The sequence below is a fragment of the Rhodococcus sp. A14 genome, from assembly GCF_011603105.1.
GTDB lineage: Bacteria > Actinomycetota > Actinomycetes > Mycobacteriales > Mycobacteriaceae > Rhodococcus_F > Rhodococcus_F opacus.
In genome coordinates this window covers 34754-50406 of the sequence record NZ_JAAOQS010000004.1, presented here as the reverse complement: position 1 = coordinate 50406, position 15653 = coordinate 34754, and the positions used below count along the sequence as shown (strand labels likewise).

General features: G+C 67.2%; 14 protein-coding genes. 5 read left to right on the top strand and 9 right to left on the bottom strand.

Annotation, left to right across the window (positions count from 1 at the left end; translation table 11 throughout):
- Position 1 precedes the first annotated feature (1 nt).
- Together G9373_RS03620 and G9373_RS03615 are read right to left on the bottom strand one after the other, a co-directional pair.
- On the bottom strand, positions 2-757 hold the full coding sequence (locus G9373_RS03620; protein WP_005260968.1) for an IclR family transcriptional regulator C-terminal domain-containing protein: 756 nt from the start codon (positions 755-757) through the stop codon (positions 2-4).
- Positions 754-2208 carry an APC family permease gene (locus G9373_RS03615; RefSeq protein WP_346842799.1) on the bottom strand — a complete coding sequence of 485 codons (1455 nt, stop codon included), beginning with the start codon at positions 2206-2208 and terminating at the stop codon, positions 754-756. The genes G9373_RS03620 and G9373_RS03615 overlap by 4 nt, the downstream gene beginning before the upstream one ends.
- Before the next feature lie 422 nt (positions 2209-2630).
- Here G9373_RS03615 and G9373_RS03610 point away from each other — a divergent pair, with 422 nt between their 5' ends.
- From G9373_RS03610 to G9373_RS03595, 4 genes are all read left to right on the top strand, one after another.
- A complete protein-coding gene (locus G9373_RS03610) occupies positions 2631-4136 on the top strand; it encodes an aldehyde dehydrogenase family protein (RefSeq protein ID WP_133985227.1) in 1506 nt (501 codons plus the stop codon).
- A 169-nt stretch (positions 4137-4305) separates the two neighbouring features.
- Positions 4306-5796 carry an APC family permease gene (locus tag G9373_RS03605; protein WP_167113905.1) on the top strand — a complete coding sequence of 497 codons (1491 nt, stop codon included), beginning with the start codon at positions 4306-4308 and terminating at the stop codon, positions 5794-5796.
- Entirely contained in the window at positions 5793-7739 is a 1947-nt protein-coding gene (locus G9373_RS03600; protein ID WP_005260964.1) for a primary-amine oxidase, read from the top strand. The genes G9373_RS03605 and G9373_RS03600 overlap by 4 nt, the downstream gene beginning before the upstream one ends.
- A gap of 5 nt (positions 7740-7744) precedes the next feature.
- On the top strand, positions 7745-8200 hold the full coding sequence (locus G9373_RS03595) for a hypothetical protein (protein WP_167113902.1): 456 nt from the start codon (positions 7745-7747) through the stop codon (positions 8198-8200).
- 9 nt (positions 8201-8209) lie between these two features.
- Here the strand turns inward: G9373_RS03595 and G9373_RS03590 are convergent, their stop codons facing one another.
- Both G9373_RS03590 and G9373_RS03585 read right to left on the bottom strand, forming a co-directional pair.
- Positions 8210-9100, bottom strand: a complete 891-nt coding sequence (locus G9373_RS03590) for an alpha/beta hydrolase (RefSeq protein ID WP_005260962.1) — start codon at positions 9098-9100, stop codon at positions 8210-8212.
- A gap of 80 nt (positions 9101-9180) precedes the next feature.
- On the bottom strand, positions 9181-10092 hold the full coding sequence (locus G9373_RS03585) for an amidohydrolase family protein (RefSeq protein WP_167113899.1): 912 nt from the start codon (positions 10090-10092) through the stop codon (positions 9181-9183).
- Between the two features lie 78 nt (positions 10093-10170).
- Here G9373_RS03585 and G9373_RS03580 point away from each other — a divergent pair, with 78 nt between their 5' ends.
- Positions 10171-10989 (top strand): alpha/beta hydrolase, encoded by an 819-nt coding sequence (locus G9373_RS03580; RefSeq protein ID WP_005566630.1) that lies wholly within the window; start codon positions 10171-10173, stop codon positions 10987-10989.
- Here G9373_RS03580 and G9373_RS03575 read toward each other — a convergent pair.
- From G9373_RS03575 to G9373_RS03555, 5 genes are all read right to left on the bottom strand, one after another.
- Positions 10964-12190 (bottom strand): cytochrome P450, encoded by a 1227-nt coding sequence (locus tag G9373_RS03575; protein WP_005566631.1) that lies wholly within the window; start codon positions 12188-12190, stop codon positions 10964-10966. The two genes, G9373_RS03580 and G9373_RS03575, sit on opposite strands and share 26 nt — an antisense overlap.
- Before the next feature lie 71 nt (positions 12191-12261).
- On the bottom strand, positions 12262-13092 hold the full coding sequence (locus G9373_RS03570) for an ABC transporter permease (protein ID WP_005566633.1): 831 nt from the start codon (positions 13090-13092) through the stop codon (positions 12262-12264).
- Entirely contained in the window at positions 13089-14045 is a 957-nt protein-coding gene (locus G9373_RS03565; protein ID WP_005566636.1) for a daunorubicin resistance protein DrrA family ABC transporter ATP-binding protein, read from the bottom strand. The genes G9373_RS03570 and G9373_RS03565 overlap by 4 nt, the downstream gene beginning before the upstream one ends.
- A gap of 30 nt (positions 14046-14075) precedes the next feature.
- Positions 14076-14921: a DUF4097 family beta strand repeat-containing protein gene (locus G9373_RS03560; protein WP_167113896.1), complete on the bottom strand. Its 846-nt coding sequence runs from the start codon at positions 14919-14921 to the stop codon at positions 14076-14078.
- A gap of 73 nt (positions 14922-14994) precedes the next feature.
- Positions 14995-15510 carry a YlcI/YnfO family protein gene (locus G9373_RS03555; RefSeq protein ID WP_167113893.1) on the bottom strand — a complete coding sequence of 172 codons (516 nt, stop codon included), beginning with the start codon at positions 15508-15510 and terminating at the stop codon, positions 14995-14997.
- Positions 15511-15653 lie beyond the last annotated feature (143 nt).

Sequence of the window (15653 nt, the reverse complement as noted above, 5' to 3'; positions counted from 1 at the left end):
GCTACGCCATCAGCGGTGCCAGCCGCTCCGCATGCTCCCGCAGCGACGGGACGTGGCGCAGCATGAGGTGTTCGTGATCGACATGTCCCGACAGTGCGAGACTGCCGACGAGGGCCCCCGTTCCGGACCGGACGGGGACGGCCACGCAGGCCGACGCGTCCTGGAGTTCCGCGAGTTGGGTGGCGAAGCCCTGGCTCCGGATCAGGTCCAGATTCGCGAGCAGCTCGCTCCTTACGACGATGGTGCGGGCCGTCAGCGCCCGTGGCTCCCAACGGGGAATCACGGATTCGAGTTCCGACTTCTCCGCGAGAAGGAGCTTGCCGACCGCACACGCGTAGAGGTGCTGGTTGAGAAACGACTCGTCCTCCGGCGGCGGGTATTCGGGGTCCGCGTCGGCCGTGCGGACGGCGACGTTGGTGTAGAAGAACAGGTGGACCCCGAAGCGCACCGACAGTCGCAGTTCGGCGAGAACCTCACGCGCCGCCGCACATACGGTGGGCACGACGGCCGCGTCGACGAGGATCCCGATCTTCTGGCCCAGCGCGAACCCGGACAGGTCGGGGAGCCGCACCACATAACCTTCGCCCACGAGGATGTTGAGCAGGCGGTACGTCGTCGCCGACGGCATCGACAGGCGGGCCGCGATGTCTTTCGCTGTGACACCCGAGCCGGCCCGGGCCACCTCCTCTAGCACCCGCAGGGCGCTGGTGACGGCCTTGGGCTGACGCCCCGACAGGGCTCTGTCGTCGGCGCTCACCGGCGGACCTCCCACGGTCGGTACCGGCCGAGCAGGTCTTCGGCCACGGCCTCGTCGTACACACCCATCCGTTCTCCGATTCCGGGGGATCGCCGCGCGCGGATCGCGAAGACCGCGGCGCCGACAAGCATCAGAAGCACGTAGACGGCGGTCGCCGCGCCCGCGACATACGTCCGCGAGAACGCCGCCCACCCGACCAGTGCCACCATCGCGGTCGCCGTCACCACGCCGACGATCACGGGAAGTCGAGTGAGTTCGCCGATCCGTCGGAGGAACGCCGGCGTCGCGACGCACAACAGGACATACGCCAGGACGTAGCCGTGGGCGGACACGGCGAGGAGTCCGATCAGGACGTCGCGGCTCGAACCGCTGACGAAGAGATAGAGGACGGGCACCGCGACGACGACCGGCATCGCGGCCGTCAACGCCACATGCGGAGTGTGGAACCGGTGGTGCGTCCGGCCGAACACACTCGGAACCACCCCTTCGCGGCCCATCGCGAACAGGGTGCGCGACAGCGCCGTCGTCGAACCGAGGACGCACGCGAACCAGGAGGCGGTGATGCCGAGTTCCATGACGATCGACAGCGCCGACGAACCTGCGCCGGACGTGTCGGGCAACGTGAGGACGATCGGCAGCGAGTCGACTCCCTGCCGCACCGGCTCCGGCAACTGCAGGGCGGCCGCGAACACGTACAGAACGCCCAGCGCGATGGGGGTCCACCGGATGGCGCGCGGGACGGCGACGAACGGGTTGCGGGCCTCCCGCGCCACCGTGCCCGCGCTCTCGAATCCGACGAACGACGTGATCGCGAGCAGTACGGCGAACCCGACCGCGGATCCTGACTTCGCGCCGCCCGCGGCCGGGGTCGCGCCCTCGCGGACCGATTGCACGAACGCGACCACCAGCGCGGCGGAGGCGGCCACGATCGCGAAGACCTCGATGGCGAGCATGATCCGCGCCGACAATTGCACGCCCCGGACCATGAGGAGAAGGGCCAGCAGTCCGACGATCGCCGCGAGGACCGCGATGAGGGGCGACCCCGCCGGAAGCCCGACTCGGCCGAGCAGCGCGGCGAGGTAACTCGCGGCACCGAGCGTGCTCGCCATGGCCGCGGCCGCGTAACCGACGAGCAGCGACCAGCCCCCGCCGAAGCCGGGCACCGCCCCGAGTCCCTTCACGATGTAGCTGTAGAGACCGCTGACGGCCACCATCCGGGTGGCGAACTGTCCGATGCAGTAGCCGACCGCCGTCATCAGAATCGCCGCCGCGACGAACACCGCAATGGTCGCCCGGCCCGCGTCGGGTATGACGAGAGCAGGCAGCGTGACCATCACGGCCGACGGTGCGACCGCGGAAACGGACTGCCCGAGCACCTGGACGAAACTCAGACGTGCCCGCTCGAGACCGGCGACCGGTGATCTACTTCTGATTCTCGGTGTACCGGACACCACGCACCTGCTCTCCACACTTTCCGGCCGGCCCCGCGCGAGTGATCAACCCGGGGCTGCATGAGTTGCACGCTAGCGCAGGAGACGAGCGCGATGCGCCGATCGGAATTAATTTTCGATCACCTCGAATGAGAATGGCCGGAGAATGCGTTCCCGATTCCGGAGCCTGCGCCGGCGCACACGGCGGATCAGCTGCACCGACCCGAAAAGCCGGAATGAGAATCGGCGCCGTCGTGGCCGGAAAAGTCGAATGAGAATGCCGCAGTCGCTGATTCCCATCCGGATTTAGTAGTGACCGGCGACACATTCGGGGTTTATCGTGGGTTCAGGCCGCAGCACGACGAGGCGAAATATTCCGCCAAAAGTGTTCTGCAGAAGCCGGATTCATTCACAGATTCATTCACTCCATCGAAGAGGACATGATGACTGCAGTCGTTCACACCCCCGCCGGACTCGACCCCCGGGTCGTCGACTTCGTTTCGTCGCCGAAGCGCATGTTCGTCGACGGCCGATGGGTGGACTCCGCGTCGGGCAGGACGTTCGAGACGGTCGATCCCGCCACCGGACAGGTGATCACGACGGTGCCGCACGCCGGAATCGAAGACGTGGACCGGGCGGTAGCGGCGGCCCGGCGGGCCTTCGAGTCCGGGCCGTGGCGCTCGCTCACCCCCGCGGAACGTCAGCGGATCCTCTGGAAGATCGGCGAGGGGATTCTGGCCCGGGCCGATCAGTTCGCGCAGCTCGAGTCGATCGACAACGGCAAGTCCGTGGCGGTGGCGAAGGCCGTCGACGTGACGTGGGCGGCGGAGATCTTCTTCTACTACGCCGGCTGGGCCACCAAGATCGAAGGCCGCACCATCCCCGTGTCGGTGCCGTGGGCGCCCGGAGCCCGATTCCACGCGTTCACCACCCGTGAACCGGTCGGTGTGTGCGCACAGATCATCCCGTGGAACTTCCCGCTGGTGATGGCCGCGTTCAAGGTGGCACCCGCGCTGACCTGCTCGAACACCATGATCCTCAAGCCTGCCGAGCAGACACCGCTCACCGCGCTGCTCCTCGCCGAGGTGATCGCCGAGGCCGGCGTCCCCGACGGCGTGTTCAACGTGCTCACCGGTTTCGGCGACATCGGCGCGGCGCTGTCGAGTCACGACGACGTCGACAAGGTCGCGTTCACCGGTTCGACCGAGGTCGGAAAGAAGATCGTCAATGCCGCGTCGGGGAACCTGAAGAAGGTGTCCCTCGAACTCGGTGGCAAGAGCCCGCAGGTGATCTTCTCCGACGCCGACCTCGAGGCTGCGATCCCGGGCGTCGCCGGCGGGTTCCTGTTCAACCACGGCCAGGCCTGCACGGCCGGAACGCGTCTGCTCGTCGAAGACCGGATCTTCGACGAATTCACGTCCGGTGTCGCTGATTTCGCGAAGGCGCAGAAGATCGGACCCGGACTCGACCCCACCAACGACATCGGCCCGCTGATCTCCGAGGAGCAGTTGGGCAAGGTCACCGGATACATCGACGCCGGACTCGCCGACGGTGCCCGCGCGCTCTCCGGTGGGCAGCGGCACGGCGACACCGGCTTCTACGTGGAGCCCACCCTGCTGGTCGACGTGAACCGTGACTTCAGCGTGTACCAGGAGGAGATCTTCGGCCCGGTCGCGGTGGCGGTGCCGTTCAACCGGGAGGAAGGCGTCCGCGCGGCCGCCAACGACACCCCCTACGGCCTCGCCGCCAGCGTGTGGACCCGGGACGTGTCCCGCGCCCACGAGGTGGCCGCCGAGATCAAGGCGGGCACGGTGTGGGTGAACTGCCACAATGCCTTCGACACGGCGCTTCCGTTCGGCGGCTACAAGCAGTCCGGGTGGGGACGCGAACTCGGTGAAGGTGCCATCGCCGAGTACACCCAGAGCAAGTCCGTCAACATCGCCCTCTAGATACCTCGACCGGACCCGAATGAGAATCGTCCTGCGTGCGTTCTCATTTGCTGTCGACGGACTGTGACGCTTCGGCAACTGCGCCGACAACCCGCAGTCGCATGCTCGTCCCAGAGCTCACCGCGGAGCATCCACGCAGACCCTCTCCTCGTGAAAGTCGAAGGAAACCATGACAACCAACGCCCCCACGCACTCGAGTGCGGTCAGCGACGGCACCCCTCGCAGACTGGCAGGCACCCTCGGTCCGGGTGCCATCGTGTTCATGGTCGTCGCAGCGGCGGCCCCGTTGACCGTGATCGCCGGAACCGTCCCTCTGGGCATCGCAGCGGGCAACGGCGCCGCCTACCCCGCGTCCTACATCGTCTGCACGGTGGTACTGCTGTTCTTCGCCGTCGGATTCACGGCGATGGCCAAGCACCTCCCCGGCGCCGGCGCGTTCTACACCTATATCACGCAGGGCCTGGGCCGGCATGCCGGTCTCGGCTCCGCATTCCTCGCGTTGCTGTCCTACACGGCAGTCCAGGGCGCGGTGTACGGATACATCGGAGCCGCCGTCAACGATTTCGTCACCGCTCACGGCGGCCCCGAACTTCCCTGGTACGTGTGGGCCCTGGCCGTGACGGCCGTGGTCGCGATCCTCGGATACCGGCACATCGACCTGTCCGGCAAGGTGCTCGGCGTACTGCTCGTCTGCGAGGTCGGGATCGTCCTCGTCGTCGACGCCGCCGTCATCGTCCGGGGCGGCGGCGACGAGGGATTCTCGACGGCGGCGTTCCACCCCGCCGAGTTCTTCTCCGGAGCACCCGGCATCGCACTGATCTTCGCCATCGCCGGGTACATCGGCTTCGAGGCCACCGCCGTCTTCCGGGACGAGGCCCGCGACCCGGGCCGCACCATTCCCCGGGCCACCTACCTGGCGTTGCTGGTGATCGGCGGCTTCTACGCACTGTCGAGCTGGGCGATGGTCAATGCGTGGGGCGACGAGGGTGCCGTGGCCGTCGCGACCGAGAATCCGGAAGGGATGATCACCGAGACCGCCACCCGCTACGTGGGTGCGATCGCCGGCGACCTCGTCCAGATCTTCCTGATCACGAGCCTGTTCGCCGCCCTGCTGTCCTTCCACAACGTGCTCTCCCGGTACATCTTCTCCCTCGGGAACAGCGCGGCCCTGCCGGCGGGATGCGGTCGCTCGCACGTCAAGCACGCGTCGCCGTACATCGCGTCGGTTGTGCAGACGGCGTCGGCTCTCGTCCTGATCGTCGCGTCCGCTGTTGCCGGACTCGATCCGGTGACCGAGGTGTTCGCGTGGTTCGCCGGTGTGTCCTCGGTCGGCATCGTCGCACTGATGACCCTGACCTCCGTCGCCGTCCTCGTCTACTTCGGCCGGACCCGGGTGGACCGGCGGGTGTGGAACACCGTGATCGCACCACTGCTCGGCCTCGTCGGCCTGGCCGGGCTTCTGATCATGACCGTCGCCAACCTTCCCCTTCTCGTCGGCGGGTCGAGCACTCTCGCCGCCGTCATCGGGGTTCTGCTCATAGGAACGTTCGCCGGTGGAGCGGCCGTCGCCGTGCTCCGACCCCACGCCGCACGCCACGACACCGCTCTACCGCAGCACGACACGAACGACACCATCATCGACAAGGAGATCGCACGATGAGTACCGCCACCACCGAGACCCCGGCCGCCATCGGTTCCGCCGCCCCGGACCATCCGCTCACTCCGTTGTCGGCGGACGAGATCCGGTCGGCGAAAGCACTCCTCACCGACGAGGGACTGATCGGTGAGCACGTGCGCTTCGTCTTCGTCGCACTCGCCGAGCCGCACAAGTCCACGGTCCTCGCGTTCACGCCGGGCGACCCGATCGAGCGGCGCGCCCGGATCCTGCTGCTCGATCGCTCCACCGGCATCGGCACCGACCTCGTCGTGTCGGTGACGGAGAACCGCGTGATCAGCAGGGCCACCGTCGATTCCGCCACCGACGGCCACGTGCCGATCCTCGACGAGGAGTTCGAGGACATCGAAGCGTTCCTGCTCGGCAGCTCCGACTGGCTCGCGGCGATGGCCAAGCGCGGCATCGAACCGTCGAAGGTCCGGGCGGTTCCCCTGTCGGCCGGCGTGTTCGGCCACGAGGACGAGGTCGGGCACCGCATCGTCCGCGTCCTCGCCTTCCACCAGGAGGACAAGGCGGACCTGCCGTGGGCGCACCCGATCGACGGGGTCGTGGCCTACGTCGACCTCACCGAGCGTCGCGTCGTGAAGGTGGTCGACGAGATCGAGCTTCCCGTCCCAGCCGAGCGCGGCGAATGGAACGCCGAACCGCACGCCACACCCACCCGCACCGACCTCAAACCCATCGAGATCACTCAACCCGAAGGTGCCAGCTTCTCCGTCGACGGCAACGAGATCACCTGGGCCGACTGGAAGTTCCGCTTCGGTTTCGATGTGCGCGAGGGCTTGACGTTGCACCAGCTCTCGTTCGACGACGGGGGAGTGGAACGTCCCGTGATCTATCGTGCCTCGATCGCCGAGATGGTGGTTCCCTACGCCGATCCGTCCCCGGTTCGATACTGGCAGAACTACTTCGACCAGGGCGAGTACCTGTTCGGCCGGTACACCAACTCGCTCGAACTCGGCTGCGACTGTCTCGGTGAGATCCAGTACTTCGACGTCACGATCGCTGACGAGTCCGGTGACCCGCGCGTCATGAAGAACGCGATCTGTCTCCACGAGGAGGATTACGGCGTCCTGTGGAAGCACACGGACATGTTCAACGGCATGACCGAGACCCGCCGCTCGCGCCGCCTCGTCATCTCGTTCTTCCTCACCATCGGTAACTACGACTACGGGTTCTACTGGTACCTCTACCTCGACGGCACCATCGAACTCGAGGCAAAGGCCACCGGAATCGTCTTCACCTCCGCCTACCGCGGTGCCGACGGATTCTCCACACAGATGGCGCCCGGCCTCGGCGCCCCGTTCCACCAGCACCTCTTCTCCGCCCGGCTCGACATGGCCGTCGACGGCAATGTGAACACCGTCGAGGAAGTGGATGCCGTGCCCGTCCCGATGGGCCCGGAGAACCCGTGGGGCAATGCCTTCCGCTGCCAGAAAACCAAGCTGACCACCGAATCCGAGGGGCAACGGACCGCCGACAACCTCAAGGCCCGGGTCTGGCACATAACCAATCCCACCAAGCAGAACCGGCTGGGGCAGGATGTCGGGTACGCGCTGCACCCCGAAGGTCAGCCGGTGCTCCTGGCCGACCCGTCGAGTTCGATTGCCTCCCGTGCCGCGTTCGCGACCAAGCACCTGTGGGTCACGCAATACGACGAGTCCGAGCGTTATCCCGCAGGCGACTTCGTCAACCAGCACCCGGGCCAGGCCGGTCTGCCGACGTTCGTGGCGGGCAACCGGGACATCGAGGGGCAAGACCTGGTGCTGTGGCACACGTTCGGGCTGACGCACTTCCCGCGGCCCGAGGATTGGCCGGTCATGCCGGTCGACTATGCCGGGTTCACGCTGAAGCCGGTCGGATTCTTCGACCGCAACCCCGCGCTCGACGTGCCGGCGAGCACCGCGAAGCACTGCTGCGAAGGCTAGAAGTCGTGTCCGCCGTCTTTCCTTCGATCGCCCGCCGCACCAGCCACTGGTTGCGGCGGGCGGCCGCGGCCCTCGCGGTCGCTGCGGCCGGGCTCCACGCCGCGTCGCTCGGTGAGCATGCGACGTCGTCGCCGCTGGTCGCCGTGGTGACCGTTGCGATGATCTTCGGATGCCTGTACTGCGCACGGCACCTGTGGATGCGTGGTTCGCACCGGGATTGGGGTCTCGTCGCGCTGATGAACGTCGGCATGATCGCGTTGCACGTCACCGTGATGAGTCCCGGTTCCGGTGGCGGCGGCCACCACGGGCACGTGATGCATGCGGCGGCGTCGGCTCCGATGGGTCATTCGATGTCGACGCCGATGGTGGCGGCGCTCGCGACGGCCGCACTCGAAGCGGTCGTCGCCGTGACGGTGCTGTTCTACCAGACTCGGCTCGACGCCCGAGACGTCCCGGCCTGACGAAGAGCGTCAGTGTTCGTCTGGCGCAAGATGATTCGCTACCAACGCGAGAATGTCGTCCGCGTGGCTGACGGCAATGAAATGACCACCACCACTGATCGGGTGCCAGACGGCGCCCGGGGTCTTGTCCGCTACTGTCTTGTTGATGATCTCAGGCACCAGGGTGTCGGAGCTTCCCTGCCAGAAGTGCACGGGGCGCGTCACTTTCGTCATGTCGAAAGGCCAGGCCTTGTAGAGCATCGTGGCGTCGGCGACGAGTCCGTCCGCGCCATGTCGAAAGCATTCGCGCCCTGCCCTCAGAAACGCGTCGAGGACCTTCTCGTCAGCCAGCACCTCCCGATCCGCGGTGCACGCCGACTGTGTGATCGCCTTCGCGTAGCGATCCGCGAAATGTGTGGCACTGATACCGAGCACGTCGTACATGAGTGTGAAGCCGGGATGGAAGTGAAGCGCCAGGCGGCCGCCCAGCGCGTCGACGCTACTGAGATACTTCGCGGCCCAGTTCGATCCGAACGTTCCGTAATTGCCACCGGCGATGCACACGACATCGACCAAGCGCGCGGGTTCCAGATACGCGGCGGCCGCCAGGGCCCAAGGTCCACCCTCGGACCAGCCGGTTACCGCGAATCGCTGTGCGCCGAAGGAGTCGGCCAGCAGCAGGAGGTCATCGGTCCAGCCTTCGAAGGTGCGGCCCGGCTGAAGGTCTGACCCGCCCATGCCGGGCCGGTCCGCGCACACGAATCTCAGTCCGTTGGCCTTCGCATACGGGTCGAACAGTTCGGCCTCCAGTCGGCTCGAGGGTCCCCCGTGGTTGTGCAGCACGAGTGGCCCGCCCGGGTCACCGGCTTCGAGATACGTGATGGTCCGGTCGCCGACCCGGATACTTCCCTCTCGTGTCACGTGGACTCCTCACAGTGTGGACCGGAACCCGAAACTGGATTGGCGGCGTCGAAACTGCAGGTACTCCGATCTCCCTCATATTAGGCGTCACCGGCGGGCAGGCGATACACCCGTCGTGCGGTTTCGCCGAAGAAGTGCGCTTGTTCTGTCGACGACAAGTCGCCCAGGGCTGCCTGGACGGTGGACACCATGGTTTCGGTATCCCACAGCAGATGGTCGATCGGGTAATGAGAGGCGAACATACATCGCCCGGCGCCGAAGATGCTGAGCGCCGTCCGGATCCACTTACCGATCCCCTCCAGGGATGTTCCGAAAATGAGGGCGATTCCCTGCAACTTGAGGACGACATTCGGAAACCGACTCACCGCAGTGATGCGTTCTTCCCAACGGGAGAAGCCCTCGGCAGTGAGGTCGACCGGCCACCCGACCGCCTCCAGCACGAAGGTGGTCTCGGGAAACGCGGCGATGAGCTCGTGAGTGGCGGGTAGCTGCTCGTCGTATACGAGCAGATCCCACACCAGCCCCGCATCGGCGACCTGCTCGAATCCACGCAACCAGGCCGGGTCCGACAGGTAGTCGCCGCGCGCACCCAGGCGCTTGATCGGGTCGGCCGCCCAGTACAGCGGCTGGCGCACCGCCCGGACCACGGGGAGATCCCGATATCGCGCGAGAACGCTTGCGCGATCGTCTGAATCGAGCTGAACGGCCGCGATGAAGGCGTTCGGAACACCGACACGGTCGGCGCAGTGCTGAATCCAGACGGCCTCCGCGACACTGTCTGCTGCACCGAATTCGCACGCGACGGAGGCCGTGACGGGCGCCCCCTCGACCTGTGCCCGATAGTCGTGCGGCAGGTACCGGTGCGCAGCGTCGTAGTAGTTCGGGAGCAAGGCGGTGAGCGCGGGTGGGCGACTGTCGATCCACGGGTACTCGAGGTCGGGCAGGTTGATGAAATGATGATGAGCATCGACAATGTCCACCTCACGCAGCATATTTCAGTTGTCGACGGGGGACCGGGCAATTGGTTGAGCGCGGCTCGTGTGGTCGGCGTGGATCGTTAAGGTGTTGACATGGAGCGCCGGATCGACGAAGCCCTGGTCCATTACGTCGAGCACGGCGGCGGCGTGCCGCTCGTGGCTCTGCACGGCGCCGGTGTGGATCATCGTGAGATCGAGGCAGCGATCGAGGCCATCGTTCCCGGCACGGGCTACCGGCGGATCTATCCGGACCTGCCGGGGATGGGCCTCTCGACAACCGACGGGCTGACCAGCAACGACGATGTGGTGACGCTGCTCGGCGACTTCATCCACAGCCTGGGCGTGGGCCCGGTGTTGCTGGTCGGACATTCCTACGGCGCCTATCTGGCACGTGGGGTGGCCGCACAGCGACCGGACACGGTGCTCGGCCTGGCGTTGATGTGCCCGGTCACCGAGCAGTCACGACACGTGCCCGACCACGCCGTGGTTCGCCAGGACGCCGATGCCTACGACGAACTCGAACGTGCACAGTGGGCGGGGTTCGACGAGTACTTCGTCGTGCGCACGCCGTCCACTGCGCGCCGCTACCGCGACCAGGTGGTGCCGGGTACGACGCTCGTCGACGAGGATGCGCTCGGACGTATCTTCGCCGGGTGGACGGTCGACGTCGGGTCGAGCGCGTTCTCCGGGCCGACGTTGATCGTGGCCGGCCGTCGTGATTCGATCGTCGGGTACGCGGACGCGGCCGAATTGCTCGAGCGCTACCCGCACGCCACCCTGGCAGTCGTCGACGACGTCGGCCATGCGCTGATGCACGAGCGGCCAGAACTGCTCGCCGCCCTGTTCGGTGACTGGTTGGATCGGCTGACGCGCTCGGCCGACGGTTCTACCGGGCCGTTTCCGTCCAGGTGACCGGCAGTTCGTGGACGCCGTAGATGTTCATGTCGGTCCTGAGTTTCACGTCGCCGGCGGGGACGGCGAGCTCCAGGGTCGGAAAGCGGCGCAGCAATCCCTCGAAGCCGGCGCGCATCTCGACGCGGGCCAGCTGCTGGCCCAGGCACAGATGGACGCCGTGGCCGAGGGACAGGTGACCGCGGGCCTTGCGGCGGATGTCGAGGGTGTCGGGGTTGTCGAAGCGCTGGGGGTCGCGGTTGGCGGCCAGCAACGAGACGACTACCGTCGATCCCTTCCGGATCGTTTCACCGCCGAGTTCGATGTCCTCGGTGGCGTAGCGATAGAAGATGTCGGCAACGGACAGGTAGCGCAGGAGTTCCTCGACGGCGTCGGGGAGCAGGTCCGGGTCGGCGCGTAGTTCCGCCAGCTGCTCGGGGTTCTCCAGGAGCGCGAAGGTGCCCAGCGCCAGCATGTTGGCGGTGGTCTCGTGGCCGGCGAGCAGCAACAGGAAGGCGGCACCGGTCAGCTCCTCGATGGTGAGGTCGTCGTCGCGGGCCAGATCGGACAGGATGTCGTCGCCGGGGGCGGCGCGTTTGCGCGTGACCAGTTCGGAAAGGTACGTGGTCAGTGCGATGTACGCGCCCATCTTCTCGTCGAGCGGCTGGTCCTTGACCAGGAACTTGGCGGAGTTGACCTGGAAGTTCTCCCGGTCCGCGTAGGGGACACCGAGCAGTTCGCAGATCACCAGCGAGGGCACCGGCAGCGCGAACTCCTCGACCAGGTCGACCGGCGGGGTCAGGCGCGCCATCTCGTCCAGTTGCCGCTCGGCGACGTCGATGATGTGGTCTTCGAGCTGCTTCATGCGTTTGACGGTGAAGGCGCCGGTGAGTGTGCGCCGCAGCCGGGTGTGGTCCGGCGGGTCCATGGCGATGAACAGGCCCGGCACCTGCGGCGACGGCTCGGTGGCGACGGGCATGCCGGGAGTCTCGTACGGCACGTGGAGAATACCGATGTCCTGGCGGGAGCTGAACCGGGTGTCGGCCATGAGCCGGCGGACCGCGTCGTAGCCGGTGACGAGCCAGCCCTCGTGACCGTCGGGGAAGATCATGGGACTGACCGGGCGAGACTCGCGCAGCCGGGTGATCTGCTGGGGCGGGTCGAAGGGTCCCGCATCGCGCTCCATCGGGAGGCCGTACGGGATGGCGACCGTTCTACTCATCGGATTTCCTTTCGTGACGGTTGGTCTGTCGACGGCGGTGCTGCAGACCGGTTTGGCTCGGGGCCGTGCCGCTACCGCGAGTACTCGCGGTTGAAGAGCTTTTTCGACCAGAGGTATCCGCCGAGGGTGATGAGGGCGCACCAGCCGAGCGCGATCCATGCGTTGTTCCCGATCGGGGTACCCATGAGCAGGCCGCGCAGGGTTTCGATGATCGGGGTGAACGGCTGGTACTCGGCGAACCAGCGCAGCCCGGCGGGCATGGAGTCGGTGGGGACGAACCCGCTGCCGAGGAAGGGCAGCAGGACCAGCGGCATACCCACATTGCTCGCGGCCTCGACGGTCTTGCTCACCTGGCCGAGCGCGACGGAGAGCCAGACGAGCGCGAACGTCACCACCACCAGGAACCCGGCGGTGGCCAGCCACGCGCCCACCCCCGCGGTGGGCCGGAAGCCGACCAGCAGCGCCACGCCGATCACGATCGCGACGCTGAGCATCGCCTGGATCACGCTGCCCAGCACGTGTCCGGTCAGCACCGAGACGCGGGCGATGTGCATGGTGCGGAACCGGGCGATGATGCCCTCGGTCATGTCCATCGCGACCGAGATCGCTGTCCCTTGCACCGCGGCCGTCACGGTCATCAGGATGATCGCGGGCACGACGTAGTTGACGTACTCGGCGCGCCCGCCGGACACCCCGCCGAGCCCTGCGCCCAACGTGCCGCCGAACACGTAGACGAACAGCAGCAGGAAGACGACCGGCATTCCGACGAGAGTCACGGTCATCGACGGGTACCGCAGCATGTGATTGAGGTTGCGGCGCAGCATCGTTGCCGAGTCGCGCAGCGGGTGGAACCGGAGGTCCGCCGGGGCCGGCCCGGCGAGAGTGGGGGCGGGGGCGCTCATGAGGTCACCTTCTCGTTGTGGGGGTTGCCGGTGAGGGCGAGGAAGACGTCGTCGAGATCGGGGGTGTGCACGGACAGCTCGTCGACCTCGATGGCCTCGTCGTCGAGCCGGTCGATCAGAGTCTTGAGCGAGCGGAGGCTGCCGTCGCTGGGCACACGGAGGGCGAGCGCGTCGGGGTCGCGCGCGACCTGGTCGAGGACCCGCTCGGCCGCTTCGAGGCCGCGCGGGTCGGCGAACTGCAGGCGGACGTGGCTCCCGGGGATGCGGCGCTTGAGCTCGTCCGCGGTTCCCTCGGCGACCAGGCGGCCGTGGTCGAGGACCGCGATCCGGTCGGACAGTTCGTCGGCCTCCTCCAGGTACTGGGTGGTCAGGAAGATGGTGACGCCGGTTGCCACCAGGTCCCGGACGATCTGCCACATGGCCCGGCGGCTGCGTGGGTCCAGGCCGGTGGTCGGCTCGTCGAGGAAGATCACGCGCGGGCTGCCGACCAGGGTCATCGCGAGGTCGAGCCGCCGCCGCATGCCTCCGGAGTATGTCGAGACCGGCTTCGAGGCCGCATCGACCAGGTCGAACTGTTCGAGCAGCTGGGCGACGCGCCGCCGGCCGTCGCTGCGGGCGAGGTGGTGCAGATCCGCCATCAGCAGCAGGTTCTCCCTGCCGGTGAGCAGGTTGTCCACCGCCGAGAACTGGCCGGTGACACCGATCGCGGCGCGCACCGCGTCGGATTCGCGAGTGAGGTCGTGGCCGGCGACCCGGGCAACACCGGCGTCGGCGCTGATCAATGTGGACAGGATGTTGACCGTGGTGGTCTTCCCGGCGCCGTTCGCGCCGAGCAGGGAGAAGACCGTTCCCTGCGGGACGGTCAGATCGATGCCGTCGAGCACGACGTGGTCGCCGAACGACTTGCGTAACCCGGTCACCGCGATGGCCGGCTGAGATTGCCTGGTGGTCATGGTTTCCCTTTCTCGAGGGTCAGAAGTGGATCAGGAACGGCGGATCGTGATGCCGCCGAACGAGGTGTGCGCGCGGACCTCGACGGTCTCGTCGGACGCCTCGGGCCGGGCGGTGTTGTCCAGCAGGTTGTGTACCTGCCCGAACTTGGTGTTCACCTCGAGCCAGGCGGCGGTGCCCTCGGCGATGCCGATTTCCAGGTCGCCCATCGCGGTCCCGAGCTCGACCGAACCGCGGGCCACCTCGCCGAGGCGAATGCTGCCGTTGGACGTCTTCGACTCGACACTCGCGCCGGCGCGGTCGACGGAGATGTCGCCGTTCGCCGAGCGCACGTGGACGTCGCCGGTGACCGCGGCGATCGTGGTGTCGCCGTTGGAGTTCTTGACGATTGCGGAGCCTTCGATCTCGCCGATGCGGACCTTCCCGGAGCCGGTGCGGATTTCGGCGTTGCCCGCGACGCCGTCCGCGGTGACGTGACCGGCCGCGGTATCCACACGCAACGGACCGGTCTGCTCGAGCCGGACGTTTCCGGCGGAGGTCTTGAACCTGCACTGCCCGAGCCGGCCCGTGCCGCTGACGTCTCCGACCTGCACCTCGCCGGAAACCTGCGAACCGCTGGGCAGGTCGATGGACACCTCCACCGACCTGGATTTGCGGGAGAAGTCGAGAGCGCGCGCTTTCGGCCCCATGACCTGGAGGACGCCGTTCGCGTAGTCGACGCGGACCCGCTGGGCGGCCTGCACGTCCGACTCATCGGATTCGTCGCTCGGGCGCACGTCGACGGTGGTGTCGGTGCGGTCGCTCGCGGTGATCCGCACATTGCCGACGCCGAGTTCGAGCGTGACGGAAATCGGTTCGGGTGTATCGAAATTGGGCATAGCTGTCCCCTCGGGATGAGTTGGTGAAACATCCCCGCAGGTCGGGGACGTGGTGTGGTGGTGGGCGGTGTGGCTAGCGCACCCAGCCGGTGAGGCTCTGCTTGGTCTGTTTGCCGCGCTGCTGGGCGTGCTGGACGCGGTCCGGTTGCTGCAGCGCGGTCGAGGCCGCGCGGACCAGCCAGGCGTTGACCGAGCGCCCCTCCTTGGCTGCGGCCTCCTCGACCGCGGCCTTGAGCTGTTCGGGGAGGCGCACGTTGATCCGCGCGGTCGGGCCGTCCTCGGCGATCGGTGTGCCGCTGTCGGCCGGTGCCGCATCGTCCTCGGCCGCTTCCTCGATCGGCTCGGCGGGCCGTGCGGTCACGACGAAGTTCGGATCGCGTCCGCGCAGGCGCAACTCCACCGATCCCGGGGCCAGATCTTGGGTGATCTCGTCCGTGGCAGCGGACAGCGCGTCCAGCAGCGTCATCCGGATCGCCGACTCGAGCGACCCGGTGAGGCGCTCGACCAACGCACGGGATTCGTCACCGCCGGCTTCGGCGAGGGTGGCGAATTCACGTCCGAGGTTGCTCACATACGGTGTCAAATCCATGGTGCCATCGTGGCACAACAATGGCATCACCACAAGGGTTAAGTGGCTCAAGTGTGGTGCCACATGGCATCACCTGGCCGTTCTGGGATGAAAAGTGCTGGTTGTTGCCGCTCGACCAGCCGATCGGATAACGGCCGGAACCT

Bases quoted from the DNA above. Each gene is read 5' to 3' on its own strand.
- G9373_RS03585 (WP_167113899.1), bottom strand. From the start codon at position 10,092: ATGCTGCGTGAGGTGGACATTGTCGATGCTCATCATCATTTCATCAAC.
- G9373_RS03580 (WP_005566630.1), top strand. From the start codon at position 10,171: ATGGAGCGCCGGATCGACGAAGCCCTGGTCCATTACGTCGAGCACGGC.
- G9373_RS03555 (WP_167113893.1), bottom strand. From the start codon at position 15,510: ATGGATTTGACACCGTATGTGAGCAACCTCGGACGTGAATTCGCCACC.
- G9373_RS03600 (WP_005260964.1), top strand. From the start codon at position 5,793: ATGAGTACCGCCACCACCGAGACCCCGGCCGCCATCGGTTCCGCCGCC.
- G9373_RS03610 (WP_133985227.1), top strand. From the start codon at position 2,631: ATGACTGCAGTCGTTCACACCCCCGCCGGACTCGACCCCCGGGTCGTC.
- G9373_RS03570 (WP_005566633.1), bottom strand. From the start codon at position 13,092: ATGAGCGCCCCCGCCCCCACTCTCGCCGGGCCGGCCCCGGCGGACCTC.
- G9373_RS03560 (WP_167113896.1), bottom strand. From the start codon at position 14,921: ATGCCCAATTTCGATACACCCGAACCGATTTCCGTCACGCTCGAACTC.
- G9373_RS03605 (WP_167113905.1), top strand. From the start codon at position 4,306: ATGACAACCAACGCCCCCACGCACTCGAGTGCGGTCAGCGACGGCACC.
- G9373_RS03565 (WP_005566636.1), bottom strand. From the start codon at position 14,045: ATGACCACCAGGCAATCTCAGCCGGCCATCGCGGTGACCGGGTTACGC.
- G9373_RS03575 (WP_005566631.1), bottom strand. From the start codon at position 12,190: ATGAGTAGAACGGTCGCCATCCCGTACGGCCTCCCGATGGAGCGCGAT.